Origin of the sequence: Nocardia sp. NPDC057455, assembly GCF_042802775.1 — a bacterium.
In the GTDB taxonomy this organism is placed as follows: domain Bacteria; phylum Actinomycetota; class Actinomycetes; order Mycobacteriales; family Mycobacteriaceae; genus Nocardia.
In genome coordinates, this window is sequence record NZ_JBHVDM010000061.1 from 21615 (window position 1) to 39714 (window position 18100).

The 18100-nt window shown below is 69.9% G+C and carries 17 protein-coding genes; 5 read left to right on the forward strand and 12 right to left on the reverse strand.

Going from position 1 to position 18100, the window contains the following annotated elements:
* Positions 1–264: 264 nt before the first annotated feature.
* From lipA to sucB, 5 genes are all read right to left on the reverse strand, one after another.
* Complete coding sequence (gene lipA / locus ACFU5M_RS23075) at positions 265–1305, reverse strand: lipoyl synthase (RefSeq protein WP_379052519.1); 1041 nt, start codon at positions 1303–1305, stop codon at positions 265–267.
* Positions 1306–1390: 85 nt separating this feature from the next.
* A complete protein-coding gene (lipB, locus tag ACFU5M_RS23080) occupies positions 1391–2137 on the reverse strand; it encodes a lipoyl(octanoyl) transferase LipB (RefSeq protein WP_379052520.1) in 747 nt (248 codons plus the stop codon).
* Between the two features lie 718 nt (positions 2138–2855).
* Positions 2856–3392 carry a GNAT family N-acetyltransferase gene (locus tag ACFU5M_RS23085; RefSeq protein WP_379052522.1) on the reverse strand — a complete coding sequence of 179 codons (537 nt, stop codon included), beginning with the start codon at positions 3390–3392 and terminating at the stop codon, positions 2856–2858.
* Entirely contained in the window at positions 3389–4297 is a 909-nt protein-coding gene (locus tag ACFU5M_RS23090; protein ID WP_379052523.1) for a TIGR01777 family oxidoreductase, read from the reverse strand. Before ACFU5M_RS23090 ends, ACFU5M_RS23085 begins: the two co-directional genes overlap by 4 nt.
* Before the next feature lie 19 nt (positions 4298–4316).
* On the reverse strand, positions 4317–6092 hold the full coding sequence (gene sucB, locus ACFU5M_RS23095) for a 2-oxoglutarate dehydrogenase, E2 component, dihydrolipoamide succinyltransferase (protein WP_379052524.1): 1776 nt from the start codon (positions 6090–6092) through the stop codon (positions 4317–4319).
* A 259-nt stretch (positions 6093–6351) separates the two neighbouring features.
* On the opposite strand from sucB, the gene ACFU5M_RS23100 reads away from it, so the two are divergent.
* Complete coding sequence (locus ACFU5M_RS23100; RefSeq protein WP_379052525.1) at positions 6352–6714, forward strand: oxidoreductase; 363 nt, start codon at positions 6352–6354, stop codon at positions 6712–6714.
* Positions 6715–7026: 312 nt separating this feature from the next.
* Here the strand turns inward: ACFU5M_RS23100 and ACFU5M_RS23105 are convergent, their stop codons facing one another.
* Together ACFU5M_RS23105 and ACFU5M_RS23110 are read right to left on the reverse strand one after the other, a co-directional pair.
* The gene (locus tag ACFU5M_RS23105; protein ID WP_379052526.1) at positions 7027–8538 is read right to left on the reverse strand and encodes a leucyl aminopeptidase; all 1512 of its coding nucleotides are present in this window, start codon (positions 8536–8538) and stop codon (positions 7027–7029) included.
* A 9-nt stretch (positions 8539–8547) separates the two neighbouring features.
* Positions 8548–9354, reverse strand: coding sequence for a TetR/AcrR family transcriptional regulator (locus ACFU5M_RS23110; protein ID WP_379052528.1), 807 nt, complete (start codon positions 9352–9354; stop codon positions 8548–8550).
* A 109-nt stretch (positions 9355–9463) separates the two neighbouring features.
* On the opposite strand from ACFU5M_RS23110, the gene ACFU5M_RS23115 reads away from it, so the two are divergent.
* From ACFU5M_RS23115 to ACFU5M_RS23125, 3 genes are all read left to right on the forward strand, one after another.
* A complete protein-coding gene (locus ACFU5M_RS23115; protein ID WP_379052529.1) occupies positions 9464–10075 on the forward strand; it encodes a GNAT family N-acetyltransferase in 612 nt (203 codons plus the stop codon).
* Positions 10076–10127: 52 nt separating this feature from the next.
* Positions 10128–11228 carry a glycine cleavage system aminomethyltransferase GcvT gene (gene gcvT / locus ACFU5M_RS23120; RefSeq protein ID WP_379052530.1) on the forward strand — a complete coding sequence of 367 codons (1101 nt, stop codon included), beginning with the start codon at positions 10128–10130 and terminating at the stop codon, positions 11226–11228.
* 102 nt (positions 11229–11330) lie between these two features.
* Entirely contained in the window at positions 11331–12428 is a 1098-nt protein-coding gene (locus ACFU5M_RS23125; RefSeq protein ID WP_379052532.1) for a branched-chain amino acid aminotransferase, read from the forward strand.
* A gap of 1 nt (position 12429) precedes the next feature.
* Here the strand turns inward: ACFU5M_RS23125 and ACFU5M_RS23130 are convergent, their stop codons facing one another.
* From ACFU5M_RS23130 to ACFU5M_RS23150, 5 genes are all read right to left on the reverse strand, one after another.
* Positions 12430–13143 carry an MBL fold metallo-hydrolase gene (locus tag ACFU5M_RS23130; RefSeq protein ID WP_379052534.1) on the reverse strand — a complete coding sequence of 238 codons (714 nt, stop codon included), beginning with the start codon at positions 13141–13143 and terminating at the stop codon, positions 12430–12432.
* A 135-nt stretch (positions 13144–13278) separates the two neighbouring features.
* A complete protein-coding gene (locus ACFU5M_RS23135) occupies positions 13279–14022 on the reverse strand; it encodes an adenosylcobinamide-GDP ribazoletransferase (protein WP_379052536.1) in 744 nt (247 codons plus the stop codon).
* 202 nt (positions 14023–14224) lie between these two features.
* On the reverse strand, positions 14225–15304 hold the full coding sequence (cobT, locus tag ACFU5M_RS23140) for a nicotinate-nucleotide--dimethylbenzimidazole phosphoribosyltransferase (RefSeq protein ID WP_379052537.1): 1080 nt from the start codon (positions 15302–15304) through the stop codon (positions 14225–14227).
* Positions 15305–15742: 438 nt separating this feature from the next.
* Entirely contained in the window at positions 15743–16303 is a 561-nt protein-coding gene (cobU, locus tag ACFU5M_RS23145; RefSeq protein ID WP_379052539.1) for a bifunctional adenosylcobinamide kinase/adenosylcobinamide-phosphate guanylyltransferase, read from the reverse strand.
* Positions 16304–16459: 156 nt separating this feature from the next.
* On the reverse strand, positions 16460–17428 hold the full coding sequence (locus tag ACFU5M_RS23150; RefSeq protein WP_379052540.1) for a helix-turn-helix domain-containing protein: 969 nt from the start codon (positions 17426–17428) through the stop codon (positions 16460–16462).
* A gap of 85 nt (positions 17429–17513) precedes the next feature.
* On the opposite strand from ACFU5M_RS23150, the gene ACFU5M_RS23155 reads away from it, so the two are divergent.
* Complete coding sequence (locus tag ACFU5M_RS23155; protein WP_379052542.1) at positions 17514–17675, forward strand: hypothetical protein; 162 nt, start codon at positions 17514–17516, stop codon at positions 17673–17675.
* Positions 17676–18100 lie beyond the last annotated feature (425 nt).

Sequence of the window (18100 nt, forward strand, 5' to 3'; positions counted from 1 at the left end):
CGACGCTGTCGGCGGCGTCGAGGCCGGTCATGGCCCGCACATCGGCCGAATGCAGCGGAGCGGCGGTCATTTTCGGTCGCGCGTCCGAATAACGGCCGGTCGCGGAATCCGAGAACCTCCATGGCCGAGATATCGCTGCCGACCAGGATGAGCAGCACTGGCTCGGCCGACAGGTTGGCCGAAGTGGCGATCTGCCGGTATGTCTTGGATAGGCGTCGGCCCTCGCATGAAGTAGTGCGAGGGCCGAAACTGCTCGGAGGTAGGTCAGCTGCCAAAGCGGGCCAACACGGAGCTGGCTTCCTGGGAGGCGGTGCCTTCCTCGGCGAGGTGCGCCATCTCGGGAGCGATCTCGCGACCGTGATGCGCCATCGCCTGGGCGTACAGCCGACCCGCCCGGTAGGAGGAGCGGACCAGCGGACCGGCCATCACGCCTGCGAAGCCCATTTCCTCAGCCGTCTTGGAGTGCTCGACGAACTCCTCCGGCTTCACCCAGCGGTCCACGGGGTGGTGGCGGGGGGAGGGGCGCAGGTACTGGGTGATGGTGAGGATGTCGCAGCCTGCCTCGTGCAGGTCGTGCATGGCCTGGGTGACTTCCTCGGGGGTTTCGCCCATACCGAGGATGAGGTTGGACTTGGTGACCAGGCCTGCTTCGCGGGCGGCGGTCAGGACTGCGAGGGAGCGCTCGTAGCGGAAGGCCGGGCGGATGCGCTTGAAGATGCGGGGGACCGTCTCGAGGTTGTGCGCCAGCACTTCCGGGCGGGCGGAGAAGACCTCGGCGAGCTGGTCGGGGTGCGCGTTGAAGTCGGGGATCAGCAGTTCCACGCCCGTGTGCGGGTTCAAACGCTTGATGGCGCGGACCGTTTCGGCGTAGAGCCAGGCCCCGCCGTCGTCCAGATCGTCGCGGGCGACGCCGGTGATGGTGGAGTAGCGCAGGCCCATCGCCTGGACGCTTTCGGCGACGCGGCGGGGCTCGTCGCGGTCGAGGGCGGCGGGCTTGCCGGTGTCGATCTGGCAGAAGTCGCAGCGGCGGGTGCATTGTTCGCCGCCGATCAGGAACGTGGCCTCGCGGTCTTCCCAGCATTCGAAGATGTTGGGGCAGCCCGCTTCTTCGCAGACGGTGTGCAGGCCCTCGCGCTTCACCAGGCCTTTGAGTTCGGAGTACTCAGGGCCCATGGTGGCGCGGGTGCGGATCCACTTGGGTTTGCGCTCGATGGGGGTTTCCGCGTTGCGGGCTTCGATGCGCAACAGCTTGCGGCCGTTCGCGGCACGAGCCTCGGGCCCGGAGGAGGCAGCCTGTGTAGCCACGGAGGGCCCCGGGAGTGTCGCGGCAGGTTCGGCTGCGGCGGCGTTGTGCGGTGTCGGGGTGTCGACTGAGGTCACTCGATCGACCTTACGCCGTCGTGCTGGGAAGCCGCGGGGTGGTGTCACCAGGAGTGACACGGGGAATATTGTGCTCGCCGACCGGCAGCTCGCCGTCGAGCGCGCGGAGGACGGCGTCGGCCACCAGCGGCTTGATCTCGGCGACGGTCACTTCTCGATCGAGTTCGCGGGTCAGCGTGGTGACGCCCGCGTCGCGGATGCCGCACGGGACGATCGCCTGGAATCCGTCCAAGGCGGCGTTGCAGTTGAGCGAGAGGCCGTGCAGGGCCACGCCGCGCTGCACGCGCACACCGATCGCGGCGATCTTGCGTTCGGCGTACAGCTCGGTGGCGGGCAGCCAGACACCGGAGCGGCTCTCGACGCGGCCACAGACGAGGCCGAGCCCGGTGCAGACGGTGATCAACGCCTCCTCGAGGCGGCGCACGTAGTCGACGACGTCGACCGGCTCGGCGAGCCGCACGATGGGGTAGCCGACCAGTTGGCCGGGGCCATGCCAGGTGATCTTGCCGCCGCGGTCGACCTGCACCACCGGGCTGCCGTCGATCGGCAGATCGTCGGTCTCGGTGCGGCGGCCCGCGGTGTATACCGACGGGTGCTCGAGCAGCAGCAGATGATCGGATCCGTTGCCCTCGGCGCGCTGCTCGGCGATGTTGCGCTGCAGCTCCCAAGCGGCGTGGTAGTCGATGAGTCCGAGATCCTCGACCACGATCGGGGTCGTATCGAATCGGGCGGACAGAGTGGTGCGCGTGTCGTTCACACGATGACGGTACGCCCACGGAGGCAGCCGGTTCCAGCACCTCGATGGGGAGAATCCGCACAGGCGGAACGGATAGCCAGGAGGAGAGCTGGAAGGTTGCGTGGTCAGGAACCGCTGGCACGCATCCGCGTCGAGTGGGTCGCCGGGGTGAGCGGAGCCCGGTAGCGGCAGCGAACACCACGCCGCCTTCGTGAGCCCTTGGGCGGGACGGTCTTGCCCCAGTGAGGCACGGCGCGAGCATCCACACCGCTTCCGTGAGCCACCGTGTCGGACGATCTTGCCCCGATGTGAGTTCCGGCGCGAGCGTGCGTTCCCGGCGCGAAGAGTGCGGCGTCTTCCATGGCGTCGATGCTCGACTGCCGTATGCCGAGCTAAAGGCCTCACCGCTTCGGGCGGACGTCGAAGGGGGCTCGCGTCGACCGTGTCCCTCGGACCGACCTGACGTCACGTGCTGAAATGCACCGCGCCTACCGGGATACGCCCATCCGCGTAAGGACGCCGAGCAACCGTCGTCCGTGCGTCCGTGCGTCCGTGCGTCCGTGCGTCCGTGCGTCCGTGCGTCCGTGCGTCCGTGCGTCCGTGCGTCCGTGCGTCCGTGCGTCCGTGCGTCCGAGCAGTCGACTGCGGCACGGCCCTCCACTGCATAGACCCGCGTAGCTCCCACCACCCGATACGTCCGCGAGTGGGAACGCAGTACGTCGGAGGCCGGGGCAGCGGGTCAGTCGACGTCGACGGGGAGGGTGAGCTGCATGAGCGTCAAATCCATCCAGCGGCCGAATTTGTGCCCTACCTCGGGCAGGACCCCGACGGTGCGGAAGCCGAAGCGTTCGTGCAGGAGGATCGAACCGGTATTGCCGGACTCGATGGCGGCGATCATGGCGTGCACCGTGCCCGCGCGGCGGGCACGGTCGATCAGCTCGGTGAGAAGGGCGGTGGCGACGCCGCGACGCTGGAAGCGTTCGTCGACATATACGGAATTCTCGACCGTGTAGCGGTAGCCGGATTTGGTGCGCCATGGGCCGTAGCTCGCGTAACCCGCCTGCGCACCGTCGATCTCGGCGACCAGCACGGGCAGGCCCGCGCCGGTGCGGGCCTGGAACCAGCCGAGGCGCTCGTCCAGGCCGACCCGCTCGGTGTCCCAGATCGCGGTGGACGTGGCGATATTCGCGTTGTGGATGTCGAGGATCGCCGGAAGGTCAGCGGTGGTCGCGTCACGGATGACAGTCGCGGGCCTGGTGTCGAGTCGGTCGGTCATCGGGCATCTCCGGGTCGTCCCACCGCTGCGGCCAGCGCGGCGCCGATGGTGGGATGGTGGAACTGGTAGCCCGCTTCCTCCAGGGCGGTGGGAATAGCCCTCGGCCCGCGCAGGATCGCCTCCTGCGCCATCTCGCCGACCAGCGCACTCAGCGCGAATGCCGGGACAACGAGCGGAGTGGGGCGATGCAGCGCCCGGCCCAGCGCGCGGCTGAACTCGGCGTTGGTTACCGGCGCGGGGCCGACCACGTTGATCGGGCCGGACACCGTGTCGTGGGTGAGCGCGAAGACGAGCGCGCCGATCTCGTCGGCCATCGAAATCCACGGCATGTACTGGCGGCCGTTGCCAAGCCGCCCGCCCAAGCCGAGCGCGTACAGCGGGTGCAGCATGCCGAGCAGGCCTCCGGCGCGGGACAGCACCGCGGCGCTGCGCAACAGCACCGTGCGCGTACCGGCCGTCGCGGCGGGTTCGGTCGCCATCTCCCAGTCCCGGCACAGAGTGGCCAGGAAACTCGAACCGGCGGGGGAGCTCTCGTCCACCACCCGATCGCCGGTGTCGCCGCCGTAGTAATGCACGCCGCTGGCATTGAGCAGCACGGGGACGCCCGCGGCGACCACCGCGCCGGCCAGCACGTCGGTCGGGGTGATCCGGCTGTCGCGCAGCTCCTGTTTGAAACTGCCGGTCCAACGCCGCCGGCCGACGCTCGCCCCGCAGAGATTGACCACGGCGTCGGCACCGCGAAGCGCCCGCTCGTCCAAGTGGGCGCGGGCCGGGTTCCAAGCGAATTCGTCCGGGGCGGCCGCTTTTCTGCGCACCAGCCGGGCGACCTCGTGCCCGTCGCGGCGCAGAGCCGCGACGAGCGCCGTCCCGATCAACCCGGACGAGCCGGCGATCACGACCTTCATACGTGCCGCGGGACCTTCCTCACAGACCGAGATCGGCCTCGAACGCCGCTTCCTCGAGCCGGTGGCGGATCGTGGTCAGGAAGCGTCCGGCGTCGGCGCCGTCGACCAGGCGGTGGTCGTAGGTGAGCGGCAGGTAGCACATCGAGCGGACGCCGATGGACTCGTTGCCGGTCTCGTCGGTTACCACGACCGGGCGCTTGACGATCGCGCCCGTGCCCAGCATGCCCGCCTGCGGCGGAACCAGGATCGGGGTGTCGAACAGCGCGCCCTGGCTGCCGATGTTGGTGATGGTGAAGGTGCCACCGGCCAGCTCGTCGGGCTTCAGTTTGCCGGTGCGGGCGCGGTTGGCGATGTCGCCGATTGCGCGCGCCAGTCCGGCCAGCGACAGGTCGCTGGCGTTGTGGATCACCGGGGAGAGCAGGCCCTGCTCGGTGTCGACGGCGATGCCGAGGTGCACCGAGGCGTGGTAGGTGATCTCCTTGCTGGACTCGTCGTAGCTGGCGTTGACGTTCGGGTGCACGCCGAGCGCCTCGACCACGGCCTTGGCGAAGAAGGGCAGGAACGTCAGGTTGACGCCCTCGCGCTCCTTGAACGCCGCCTTGGCCTGCTTGCGCAGCGTCGCGATCTTGGTGACGTCGGCCTCGTGCACCTGGGTCAGCTGCGCGGTGGTCTGCAGCGACTCGCGGGTCTTGGTCGCGGTGATCTGACGGATGCGGTTGGCCTTCTGCACGGTGCCGCGCAGGTGGGCCAGTTCCGGGCTCGCCACGGCAGGTGCCTTCGTCGCGGCCGGGGCGGACGCGGCCGGGGCGGCGGCCGGAGCTGGGGCCTTCTTGGCCTCGGCGGCGGCGAGCACGTCCTGCTTGCGGATGCGGCCTCCGACACCGGAACCGGTGATCGCGGCGAGGTCGACGTTGTTCTCCTCGGCCAGCTTGCGGACCAGCGGCGTGACGTAAGGGGTTGCGCCGTTGGAGGATTCGGCAGCCGGAGCGGCGGCGGGCGCGGGGGCCGGTGCGGGCTTGGGAGCCGGTGCGGGGGCAGATGCCGGAGCGGGTGCGGCGGCGGCCGGGGCCGGTTCCGGCTTGGGGGCCGGTGCGGGCTTCGGAGCAGGCGCGGGTTCGGGAGCCGGGGCGGGCGCGGGAGCCGGGGCGGTGGCCGCCGGGGAACCGCTGCCGATGACGCCGAGCTGTCCACCGACCGCGACGACGTCGTCTTCCTGGGCGGTGATCTCCAGCAGGGTGCCGGCGACGGGCGAGGGGATCTCCGTGTCGACCTTGTCGGTGGAGACCTCGAGCAGCGGCTCGTCCACGGCGACCTCGTCGCCGACCGACTTCAGCCAGCGGGTGACGGTGCCCTCGGTGACCGACTCGCCGAGTTCCGGCATCTTCACCGACGTGCCGTCACCGGACGACGCGGGCGCGGCCTGGGCGGCGGGCGCGGACTCCTGGGCCGGAGCGGACTCCGGCTCCGCCGCGGGCGTCTCCTCCGCGGGGACGGGGGTCTCCTGCGCGGGCGCGGCGGCTTCCGGAGCGGGCGCGGGAGCGGATGATTCCGCCTCACCGGCCTCGCTGATGACGCCGAGCTCGCCGCCGACCTCGACCACGTCGTCTTCGTTCGCGACGATCTTCGACAGCACACCCGACGCGGGGGACGGGATCTCGGTGTCGACCTTGTCGGTGGAGACTTCGAGCAGCGGCTCGTCGACCTCGACCGTGTCTCCTTCCTGCTTCAGCCACCTGGTCACCGTTCCCTCGGTGACGCTCTCACCAAGAGCGGGCATCTGGACGGAGAAGGCCATGTCCGTTGACTCCTCTGACTGCTCGACGGGGTTCTACAACAGTTGATCTCGCTGCGGACGCCCGCCGCGGGTCGCGCCGGGAGTCCGGAAGCCACCGATCATTGTGGTGGCACCGGAGATCCGTGTGGTTCTTGTACCGCGGTCCATCCTTGCACTCGCGCGCAAGCCATGTAGCACAGGGCGGCGTACTGCACGGAGCTGGCAGTATGGGAAGACCGGCGGTGAACATTCTCCGGTGCAGGAAAGGAGGTCGGCGTCGTTGGGTTTGCTGGATCGTTTCCGTGGCGGCGCGACCCGGGGTGGCGGCACTCTACGTGGGCGTTCGATGGACGGGCGGGACGCTCGCTATCTGGCCGACTGGGTGCGCACGCACGTGGGCGTCGAAGGTTACATCGAACCGAAGACCACGGTGACAGATGTCACAGTTGTCCTTATTGCCGCGGATGGTGAATGGACGCGGCGGATCGTCGGCGAGCGCGGTGCGCAGCGGCTTGCCAAGGATTTGCACATCCCGGTCTACGACGTTCGCAAAACCGGATATCCGCAACGGATGCGCGACTACGACGCCCGCAAGCGGGTGGAGCGGCAGCGCGAACTGGAGCGGGATCTGTACGACCTCTGAGCCGTCGGATTGTCCGTTCCGCCCGGTTTTCGATGGTGTGTGCGGAGGTCTGTGATGACGCGCGACCCGTCTCGCCGGACAAGGGCGGACGCCACTGACCGACGAGGGTTCGGCCCTCGCCGAAGCCGCCTGCGGCGTGCGTGCCGCAGCGGCAAGCGGGTCAGGCCCATCGCCGAAGTCACCTCCGGCGCGCGGCACCCGCGTCGGCCTGCCGGTCGAGACCGGTGCGAGCCGAGCGGCCGGCCGCCTGATCCGGTCAGGTCGCATGGAGCGCGTCGGCCGGGAGTCGCCCCGGACGACGCGCTCGGCTGCTCACTCCGCGGCGATGTCCTGCAATACGGCGATCAGCGTGCGAACCGGGACGCCGGTGCCGCCCTTGCCGATGTAGCCGAACGGGCCGCCGGTGTTGTAGGCCGGACCGGCGACGTCGAGGTGGGCCCACTGCACGTTCTCCGGGACGAACTCCTGGAGGAACAGTCCCGCCGAGAGCATGCCGCCCCAGCGGTGTGGCGCGACATTGGCCAGGTCGGCGATCTTGGAGTTCAGATCGCCGCGCAATTCGGCGGGAAGCGGCATCGCCCAGCCGTTCTCCCCGACCTCGCGGGAGATGCGGGCCACCCGGTCGCGGAACTCGTCGGTGCCCATCACGCCGGGTGTGCGGGTGCCGAGCGCGACCATCTGCGCGCCGGTCAGGGTGGCCACGTCGATGAGGTACTCGGGCTCGTCCTCGCTCGCGCGCACGATCGCGTCGGCCAGGATCAACCGGCCCTCGGCGTCGGTGTTGAGCACCTCGACGGTGATGCCGCCGTACTGGGTGAGCACGTCGCCGGGGCGCTGCGCGGTGGAAGAGGGCATGTTCTCCGCCATCGGCACGGTGGCGGTGACGGTGATCGGCAGGCTCAGCCGCGCGGCCAGCAGCGTCGTGGCGATCACGGCGGCGGCGCCCGCCATGTCGGAGGTCATGTTCTCCATGTTCTGCGCGGGCTTGATCGAGATGCCGCCGGTGTCGAAGGTGATTCCCTTACCGACCAGCGCGACCTTCTTCGGGCCGCCCGCGTAGGTGATCCGGATCAGGCGCGGCGGGCGCGAGGAGCCCTTGCCCACGCCGAGCACGCCCCCGTAACCGCCCGCTTCCAGCGCCTTCTCGTCGAGTACTTCCACGGTGAGGCCCGCGGCTTCGGCGAGTTTCTGCGCCCGCGAGGCGAACTCGGCCGGGAAGAGATGGCTGGGCGGGGTGTTCACGAAATCCCGTGCGGTGGCGACGGCCTCGGCGGTGAGCTGCGCGCGGAACAGGGCCTCCGCACCGAATCCGGCCTCGGGCACCAGCAACTCGACGCGGGCCACGGGGCGCTCGTCCGGCTTGGGTGCGGACTTGCCCGAACGGAACGGCGTGAAGGAGTAGGCGCCCAGGTAGAAGCCTTCGGCGGCGGCGCCGATGTCCAGCCCCGACAGCGTGGTCGCCACCAGTTCGGTGCCGGACAGCGAGCGGGCGGCCACACCGGCCGAGCGGCGGATCTGCTCGGCGTCGAGTTTGTCGGCGGAGCCGAGGCCGACGGCGAGCACGCTGGTCACCCCGTCCAGTCCGGCCGGGGCCGGTATCCGGGTCAGCTCCTCGGCCTTGCCTTTCGCGCCGACCGCGCCCAGCTGATCGAGCAGTTCCGCGCGCACGTCGGCGGTGAGCACATCGCCGAACAGGTCCTCGGGCACGATGGCGGGGCCTTCCTCCGAGGAGGTCAACCCGATGACGAGCACATCGGTGTCCGCGCCGATGGTCTCGGTGCGTGCCAGTTCCGGTCCGAGCGAGCGATCTGCAACAGCGGTCATTGGCACAGGCTATTCGGTTCGTTCCAGATACCGCACCGCGACGCCGTCGAGCAGAAGTTCCACCGCGCCGTGTAGCAGGTCGTCGAAGTCCATCTCGAAGCCGGAGTCCAACTCGGCGAGGAAACGGTGCAGGACGGGACGGGTCCGCGGGTCGAGCAACTCGGCGAACTCGTGGCGCAGCGCGGTCGCCTCGGCGGCCTGGCGCGGATCGCCGAAGCGGTCGGCGCGCTCGGAACTCCACAGCAACGCCAGTCCCTGGACCAGGCCCGAGAGTGCGAGGTAGATCGCGAATCCCGTCTGCCGTGGCAGGCCGGGGTGATCGAGGGCGGCGAAATTCCGTTCCAGCACGTCCAGCAGCGCGGGGCCCAGCGGCGGGCGGGTGCGCGCCAGCAGCGGCAGCATCCACGGATGCCCGCGGTAGAGGCGCCACTCCTCGTGCGCTTCGTGCCGCAACCGAAGGCGCCACCCGGTGCAGGAGGCAGCCGGGGGCGGGATCTCGTCGAGCACCAGCTCCGCCATGCTCGCCAGGAGCGCTTCCCGGTCGGGGAAGTGGCGGTAGAGGGTTGCGGTCGCGACCCCGAGTGCACTGGCCAGGCGGCGCATGGTGAGGCCGTCGATCCCGTCGCGGTCGGCCAGCTCCACCGCCGCGCGGGCGATGCCGACCGCGGTGAGCCGGGTCGGGCGGCCGGCGCGGCGCACCGGAACGGCCGTGCGGCGGGCGCGGTAGGCGCGGGCCTGGCAGGAGCGCGAGCAGTACTTGCGTCGTCGGCCCTTGGCGGGCTGAGCGAGTTCGTTCCGGCACATCGCGCACGTCATCGGAGGCCCCGTTTCGACACACGAACAGGTGTGACGAAATAGTAGTCAGATTGCGCTGAACTGCATAAATTCGCGGACGAATACGGTGTTCACAGCGAAAGGGAGCGCAATGGAAATCACTGCCCGCCGGGCCACCGGCCGAGATCGCGACGCGCTGATCGAGGCGTTCGGCGCGGCCAGTGCGGACGAAGTGGTCACGGCGTGGGTCCTCGAAGATCAACCCGCCACCGAGTTTCGTACCGCGTTCGTGCCGGGATTGATCGACCGGGCCCTGCGGGACGACGAGATCTGGGTCGCGGGCGCGGACGAGAAGATCTGGTCGGTCTCGATCTGGCAGCAGGTCACCTCGGTCGAGCGATTCGCCGCGGAAGCCGCCGAGACGCGGGCCATGGCCGAACAGGCGCCCGACGTGCAAGCGCTGCGACGGGTGTCGATCGTCACCGACCTGCTCGCCCGCGAACATCCCCGCGAATTCCCGCACCGCTACTTGCAAGTGATCGTCACCAGGCCGGAGCATCGCGGCAAAGGAGCCGGGGCGGTGATCCTCGCCGACCGGCTGAAGGCCGCTTCCGAAGCGGCGGTCCCCGCGTTTCTCGAAGCGAGCACCGAACGATCCGCGCGGCTCTACCGCCGGTGCGGATTCGCGCCGACCGGGACGACCCACACGCTGCCGGAGAACGGTCCGACCCTCATCCCGATGTGGTTCGGCCTCGGGGTGTGAGCAGGACGGGGACCTGGGCATCGGACGCCTCGGTCCCGGATAAGCTCGGCTGGTGACCGAGACGAGCCTCCTGCAGGGACCCATCCACGCCGTGCACGTCGAGTTGGGTGCCACCTTCGCGCCGTTCGGCGGCTGGGAGATGCCGGTGTCCTACGCGGGCACGGTGACCGAGCATCAGGCGGTGCGCACGACGGTGGGGCTGTTCGACGTCAGTCATCTCGGCAAGGCGACGGTGCGCGGCCCGGGGGCCGCGATGTTCGTGAACTCGGCGCTGACCAATGATCTCGGCCGGATCCGCGCGGGCAAGGCGCAGTACACGCTGTGCTGCGCCCCGGACGGGGGCGTGATCGACGACCTGATCGCCTACTACGTCGGCGACGACGAGATCTTCCTGGTGCCGAACGCCGCCAATACCGCGGCGGTGGTCGCGCAACTGCGCGAAGCCGCGCCCGAAGGTGTCACGGTCACCGACGAGCACCGCGACTACGCCGTGTTCGCCGTGCAGGGGCCGCGCTGCGCCGAGGTGCTGAGCGCGCTCGGTCTGCCCACCGACCTCGAGTACATGGCCTATGCCGACGCCGACTGGGACGGCCGTCCCGTCCGCGTCTGCCGCACCGGCTACACCGGCGAGCACGGCTACGAGTTGCTGCCGCGCTGGGACGACGCCGAGCCGCTGTTCCGCGTCTTGGCCGAGCAGGTGCGCGCGGCAGAGGGCCAGGTCGCCGGGCTCGGCGCCCGCGACACCCTGCGTACCGAGATGGGTTATCCCTTGCATGGACACGAACTCTCGCCGGCCATCTCGCCGGTGCAGGCGCGCTGCGGTTGGGCGGTCGGCTGGACGAAGCCGCAGTTCTGGGGGAAGGCCGCTCTGGAACAGGAGAAGTCGGACGGTCCGCGCCGAATCCTGCTGGGCCTGAAGGCACTCGACCGCGGTGTACTCCGGCAAGGGCAAACCGTCTTGCGCGATGGCGAACCGGTCGGCGAAACCACCTCCGGCACCTTCTCGCCCACCCTGAAGATCGGCATCGCGCTGGCCCTGCTCGACACGTCCGCGGGCGTCGAACCCGGCACCGAGGTCGAGGTCGACGTCCGCGGCCGCCGCTTGCGCTGCGAGACCGTCCGCCCGCCGTTCGTCCGGACCAGCACCAAGTGACCGCCCCGCGGCCGGACGCGAGGATCGGCTGAGCTTCCCGCGGCGCGAGAGGGTACGGACCGTGGCGAAATGACCTGAATCGGGCCGGATAGGATCGTCGGCATGACCGCTGCCGCACAGTTCACCCGTGTTCCGCATCCGGCGCCGCTTCCGGCGCAGCGGAGACAAGAGGCGCTGGCGGAGCCGGGGTTCGGGCGTCATTTCACCGATCACATGGTCTCGATCGACTACGTCGGCGGCGCGTGGACGAACGCCCGGGTGGAGCCGTACGGGCCGCTGGCTCTGGATCCCGCGACCATGGTGTTCCACTACGGTCAGGCCATCTTCGAGGGTCTCAAGGCCTACCGGCAGGGTGACGGCGGCGTCTCCTGTTTCCGCATCGACGCCAACGCCGCGCGTTTCCGCCGGTCGGCTCGTCGGATGGCGATGGCCGAGCTGCCGGACGAGTTGTTCATCGAGTCGGTGCGGCAACTGCTGGAGGTGGACCGGGAGTGGGTGCCCGCGGCGGGCGGCGAGGATTCGCTGTACCTGCGGCCGTTCATGTTCGCCACCGAGGCCGGGCTCGGGGTGAAACCCGCCGCGGCGTACAAGTACCTGCTGCTCGGCTCCCCGGCGGGGGCGTACTTCCCGCGCGGCGTGAAGCCGGTGCGGGTGTGGTTGTCCACCGAATATGTGCGTGCCGCGCCGGGCGGCACCGGTGAGGCGAAGGTCGCGGGCAACTACGCGGCTTCGCTGCTCGCCCAGGCCGAGGCGTCGGCCAAGGGATGCGATCAGGTGGTGTGGCTGGACGCGTGTGAGCGCCGCTACGTCGAGGAGATGGGCACCAACAACCTGTTCTTCGTCTTCGGTTCGGGCTCCGAGGCGCGGCTGGTCACGCCGGAGCTGTCCGGCTCGTTGCTGCCGGGCATCACCCGTGACTCGCTGCTCACCCTCGCCGCCGATTCCGGCTTCCCGGTCGAGGAGCGCAAGATCTCGGTCGAGGAATGGCGCAAGGGCGCCGAGTCCGGTGAGATCACCGAGGTTTTCGCGTGCGGCACCGCCGCGGTGATCACCCCGGTCGGCTGGGTTCGTTCCGAGGCGGGCGAATTCACCATCGGCGGTGGAGAGCCCGGCGCGGTCACCATGGCCCTGCGCGACACCCTCACCGGCATCCAGCGCGGCACCTTCGCCGACAAGCACGGGTGGATGCGCTCGATGTGACTCAGCCCGGCATCAGCATGTGCCACTGCTCCAGCGTCTGCGGACGCATGACGTAGTTGTTGTCCCGGACAGTGGACAGCGCGGCGTTGGGCTCCTGCGAATACCAGTGGCCCGGGTAGACGACCGGGTCGCCGGCGAGTCCGGCCAGGTAGCGCAGGCTGCGGAACATTTCGTCCGAATCGCCGCCGGGGAAATCGGTGCGGCCGCAGCCGTCGACGAACAAGGTGTCGCCGGCGATCAGGCGGTTGTCGAACAGGAAGCATTGGCTGCCCGGAGTGTGGCCGGGCGTGTGTAGTAACTCGATCTCGAAGGCCCCGACGCCCACCTTGTCGCCGTGCTCGTGACCGGTCAGCTCGCTCTCGGCGATCCCGGTAACATTGGCCACCCAGGGCAGCTCTTTGGCGTTGACATGCACTGGGACGCTTGTCTTTTCGAGTAGCTCACGCACTCCGCGCAGGGTGAAGCCGAGCATCGTGCCGCCCACGTGATCGGGGTGATGGTGGGTGGCGAGCACGCCGCTGAGGCGCAGGCCGTCTCCTTCGGCGATGTCCACCAGATCACCCGCCGCGTAGGCCGGATCGATCACCACGCACTCGCCCGTTTCCCGATCGCCGATCAGATACGCGAAGTTGCGCATCTGCGTCGCGATCGGATCGCCCACGGCGTAGTCGCGTCCCGACAACAGCTGGCGAAAGTACAGTCGCTCAGAAGACATACCGCCCACCTTATTGCCCGACCCAGACGATCCGCGCGCCACGGCCGGAAAAATTCCAGTGACCCAGACTCTCGCCCTGATTCGAACTAGACCAATGATCGAATCGGCGCGCCGGGCCCCGTGCCCGCCGATGGGTCAGCCGAGGGACAGCACGACCGCCGTGAGCGCCACGGTGGTCTCGACCGCCGCGCCGAGGACGTCACCGGAGAGTCCGCCGAAGCGGCGCGCGCAGTGCCGGACCAGAAGCGTCGAGGCGGCCAGGCCGAGCGCTACGGCGAGGGGACCGAGCCACAGGGAGCCCGGTACGGCGAATACGGCCAGGCCGGTCGTGATCGCGGACCAGGCGGCTGTGGTGAGGGTCGGCTGGGTATCGGCGACCAGGATGCCGAAACCGGTGCCCGGCGCGGCCGGGATGCCCCGGCAGGCGAGGATCACCGCGACACGGCCGGTCGCCACGGCGAGGGCGACCGCGAGCCATCTGCCCGAATCGGCGAGGGCCGCGAACGAGAACGCTTGGACCCCGATGGTGAACGTGAGTCCCGCCACACCGAACGGGCCGGCCCCGCCGCTCTTCATGATCTCCCTGGCCCGCTCGGGCGGCCCGTAGCTGCCGAGCCCGTCCAAGGTGTCGGCCAGGCCGTCCAGGTGCATACCCCTGGTGATCAACGCCAGCGCGCCCACCGCCAGTAGCCCGGCCAGTGCGGTGCTTGCTCCGGCCCGCGACAGTGTCCAGAGCAGGCCCGCCGCCCCGGCGCCGAGCAGCGCCCCGACCAGCGGCGCCAACAAGATCGCGCGTCCCGCCGCCGATCGGTCCACGGCATCCGGCCCGCGGACCGGCAGCACCGTGAGCCAGGAGAGCGCCAACCGGACACCGTTCATGCCGGACCTCGGCAGGCCGCCGGTGCTTCGCGCGTGTCGCCGAAGGTGTGGGAGATGACCGGCTTCGGTGTCGGGCCCCGCCTGCGCGCCGTCGAGGGCTGGTGAACACGGCCCGCAGGTGGATGGCCGTGATGAGGGAGATTTGCCCGCGCCTGCCGGGTAGCGAAGGCGGTCCGTCGTCGGTCTGCCGTGCGGGACGGCTTCACTTGCGCAGATTCGGCGCGGGACTCGCCGGTTCCGGATCGGCGGTGCTGACGCCCGCTTCGCCGAAAGTCGACATCTCCGCGAGGGTCGCCACCGCGGAGCGGAGGATGGGAAGGGCGCTCAAGGCGCCGGAGCCTTCACCGAGCCGCATGGTCAGATCGATCACGGGCTCGAGGCGCAGGTGGCGCAGCGCGAGATCGTGGGCCGGTTCGGTGGAGCGGTGACCGGCCAGCCACCAGGCGCTCGCGCCCGCGGCGAGGTCCTCGGCGACCATCGCCGCCGCCGTGACGACGACGCCGTCGAGAATGACGGGCGTGCGCCGGGTGGCGGCTTGGGCGAGAAAGGCGGCCATCGCGGCGAAGTCGGCGCCCCCGGCCACACGAAGCAGTTCGACCGGGTCCTTCACCACCGGGCGGGCGCGGCGCATCGCATCCCGGATCGCGGCGACCTTGCGAATCCATCCGGCGTCGTCCACGCCGGTGCCGCGGCCGACGGCGGCGACCGGTTCGGTATTGGTGAGACCAGCGACGAGCACGGTGGCCGGGGTGGTGTTGCCGATGCCCATGTCGCCCGCGATCAGCAGGTCGGCGCCCGCATCGATCTCCTCGTCGGCGATGGCGCGGCCGGCCTCGATCGCCGCCATGACCTCTTGCGCGGTGAGCGCGTCCTCACGATCGATCGCCCCGCTGGCACGACGCACCTTGTGCTTCGACACCTGCGGGTCGGTGTCGGCGTCGACGGAGATGTCCGCCACCCGGACCGTCGCCCCCGCCACGGCCGCCAGCGCGTTCACCGCGGCGCCACCACCGAGGAAGTTCGCGACCATCTGCGCGGTGACCTCGCTCGGGTACGCCGATACTCCGTGTCGTGCGATGCCGTGATCACCGGCGAAGATCACGACCCTGGCGCGCTCGAACTGTTTCGGGGGGCACGTGCCCTGACAAGCCGCCACCCAGTTGCCGAGTTCCTCCAGTCGGCCCAGCGCCCCTGCGGGTTTGGTCAGCTGCGCCTGCCGCTGCTCGGCGGCCGCACGAAACTGTGTGTCCGGAGGCGCTACCGGTCCGAATCCGTGCGTCACTATCGAGCCTTTCGGTCATGGCGGTTACGCCGACTACGCCGCCCAATCTTGCCATTGCCCCCTTCGCGTCGTCCGCCCATGACCTGACTCGCGGCACCGGTCCGCCGGGGCTCGCCTGCTCGTCCGGCCGCCGAGCGCACCCCGGTTCACAGCAGGCACCGTGCTCCCGGCTGTGCGTCCGGTCGCACGCCGCGTGCGAGCAACCCGCTGGCTTCACCCCCCACGTGGGTGGCACCAGGGGCCGACGACTCATCAGCACAGCGGATCACACGTCACCGAGCGGGAAACTCGCCACCCTCGCGAACCCGCGCGGTGGCGGCAGTGCACGGCGATATGGGTGGTATGTGGGGATGCCTTCCGTGGCCCCGTCGCGGACGGATCGGCGCGTTCGCACACCCTGGTGACAACGGGCCGGGTACGGGAGGGCGGCGCGCGGTGCTATTTGAGGCGGAGCGGGAGCCCCGCGACGACGAAGAAGGCTTCGTCGCAGACCTGTGCCAGGCGCTGGTTGAGGATGCCGATCTCGTCGCGGAAGAGGCGGCCGGAACGTGTGGCGGGGATGACGCCCATGCCGACCTCCGGGCTGACGATCACCAGATCGCCGGTGTAAGCGGCGACGGCTGCCACCAGCGCGTCGGTGTCGGGGGAGACGGTCCCACGCGGGGCGTCCCACGCGTGGCGTGCGTCGATGCGGGCGGTCAGCCAGGTACCGATGTCGTCGATCAGGGTGAAGGCGGGCGGAGCCGGCGTGGGGCCGGTGAGAACCGTTGCAGGATCGGCGCTTTCGACGGTCGACCAACCTGCCGGGCGTCGGCCGCGATGGGTGGCGATGCGCTCGGCGAAGTCGTCGTCGGCGGGGTCGGGCGTCGCGGTGGCGAGATAGCGCACCGGACCGCCCGCCCGGACCGCGAGGTCCTCCGCGAACGCCGACTTCCCGGACCGCGCGCCACCGAGAACAAGGGTGCTGCGTGGCGCTGCGGGCGCGGGACTTTCTGGCACGGATGCACGGTATCAACCGGACGACGGGTTGCTGAGCGTCTCCCGATCGTGCCGCCCCGCAATCGCGGGGAGGGGACGATCCAGTTCTTGCGCCCTGCGGCTGAGCGCTGTGGTCGATCCGGGGTCGGTGGTGAGGAGGGCGGCTGCCGCGGACGTTCAGGCCGAGGCTTCGGGGCTGCGGCCGAAGCGGCGACGGTATTCGGTGGGGGCGATGCCGACGAGGCGTTGGAAGTGGTGGCGCAGCAGAGCGCCGGAACCGAAGCCGGCGCGGGCGGCAATGTGTTCCAGCCCGAGGTCGGCTTCCTCGAGCAGGTGCTTGGCCAGCAGCACGCGCTGGTTGGTGAGCCATTTCACCGGCGTGGTTCCGGTCTCGGCGACGAAGCGGCGGGCGAAGGTGCGGGTGGACATATTGGCGCGCGCGGCGAGGTCTTCGACCGTATGCGGCAGGTCGAGGTGCTCGTTCATCCACTCCAGCGTGGGGATGAGGCTGTCGGAGGTGCAGGCCGCGACCGGGCGTTCGATGAATTGCCGCTGTCCGCCGTCGCGCTGTGGCGGGACCACCATGCGCCGCGCGATCGCGTTGGCCACCCCGCTGCCGAGCTCGCGCCGCACCAGGTGCAGGCAGGCGTCGATGCCCGCGGCGGTGCCCGCGCTGGTGATCAGATCGCCTTCGTCGACGAACAGCACGTCCGGATCGACGGTCGCCGCGGGGTACGCGGCGGCGAGTTGTTCCACATGACGCCAGTGCGTGGTGCATTTGCGGCCGTCGAGCAGCCCGGCCGCCCCGGCCAGGAAGGCCCCGGAACATACCGTGAGCACGGTCGCCCCGGCTGCCGCCGCGTCGTGAACGGCCGTGACGACCCGCGGATCGAATCCTCGGTCGGTCGCGGCGGCGGGAATGGCCACCAGATCGGCGGCCGCCAGCTCCGCGAGCCCGTATTCCGGTGTGACGGTGATCCCGGGGCTGGTGGAGTGCAACGGGGCGCCCGGCTCGGCCCCGCACACCCGGAAATCGAAGCCGGGCAGCCCGTCGGCCGTGCGGTCCAAACCGAAAACCTCGCAAATGACCCCGAATTCGAACATGGCCATGCGTTCGGACAGCACCACGGCGACCTTCGACAGCATGCCCTCAGTCTAGTGGCCGTATTTTTACGAACAATGTCAGTACCGCCACTTTCGGCGGTAAATCATTGAGCGAAAAATTACTGCCATGGCTACTTTCCTCATCTCCCTGGCAGTCATCGTGGCTTTCGCCACACTCATCGCCCGCAGCACGGACCGCGCAGGCTCTTCGAACGTAATCGACCGCGACGCGCAACGGCTGCACTCCGAGTTGACGGCCATGCTCGGCCGCAACACCCACCACCGCTGAGCGACGGAAAAGGCGTGCCGTTCCGTCGGCAGCCGAAGCGCTGATGTCCTGGCCTGTGCATCCCGCCAGTAGGCGTCGGCCCACGCAACCATGGTGCCCGGGCATGGCTCAGCCCGAAATCCCCCGCCGGCACCACCCCGCCCGAGGTGAACACGGAGCTCATCCCCACTACGGGCGAAGCGAAACGCCCTATCGGCAAGGCCACCACTCAGCGCCCAGCGCACCTCGACCCCGTCCTCCGAGCGAAGCGAGACCGAGCATCCGCCGCCCGCTCACCTCCGAGTGGCCACGACATACACGACGAACCCGCACACGCCCCCGCGCCCCCAGACCGGCAAGCACAAGGTCAGCACGCCCACTACCAACGCGCCCAGCGCACCTCGACCCCGTCTTCCGAGCGAAGCGAGACCGAGCATGTTCCGTTC

Coding starts and splice junctions, on each gene's coding strand:
- ACFU5M_RS23085 (WP_379052522.1), bottom strand. CDS start 3,392: ATGACCGACCGACTCGACACCAGGCCCGCGACTGTCATCCGTGACGCG.
- ACFU5M_RS23090 (WP_379052523.1), bottom strand. CDS start 4,297: ATGAAGGTCGTGATCGCCGGCTCGTCCGGGTTGATCGGGACGGCGCTC.
- sucB (WP_379052524.1), bottom strand. CDS start 6,092: ATGGCCTTCTCCGTCCAGATGCCCGCTCTTGGTGAGAGCGTCACCGAG.
- ACFU5M_RS23105 (WP_379052526.1), bottom strand. CDS start 8,538: ATGACCGCTGTTGCAGATCGCTCGCTCGGACCGGAACTGGCACGCACC.
- ACFU5M_RS23110 (WP_379052528.1), bottom strand. CDS start 9,354: ATGACGTGCGCGATGTGCCGGAACGAACTCGCTCAGCCCGCCAAGGGC.
- ACFU5M_RS23115 (WP_379052529.1), top strand. CDS start 9,464: ATGGAAATCACTGCCCGCCGGGCCACCGGCCGAGATCGCGACGCGCTG.
- ACFU5M_RS23125 (WP_379052532.1), top strand. CDS start 11,331: ATGACCGCTGCCGCACAGTTCACCCGTGTTCCGCATCCGGCGCCGCTT.
- ACFU5M_RS23130 (WP_379052534.1), bottom strand. CDS start 13,143: ATGTCTTCTGAGCGACTGTACTTTCGCCAGCTGTTGTCGGGACGCGAC.
- ACFU5M_RS23135 (WP_379052536.1), bottom strand. CDS start 14,022: ATGAACGGTGTCCGGTTGGCGCTCTCCTGGCTCACGGTGCTGCCGGTC.
- ACFU5M_RS23150 (WP_379052540.1), bottom strand. CDS start 17,428: ATGCTGTCGAAGGTCGCCGTGGTGCTGTCCGAACGCATGGCCATGTTC.
- ACFU5M_RS23155 (WP_379052542.1), top strand. CDS start 17,514: ATGGCTACTTTCCTCATCTCCCTGGCAGTCATCGTGGCTTTCGCCACA.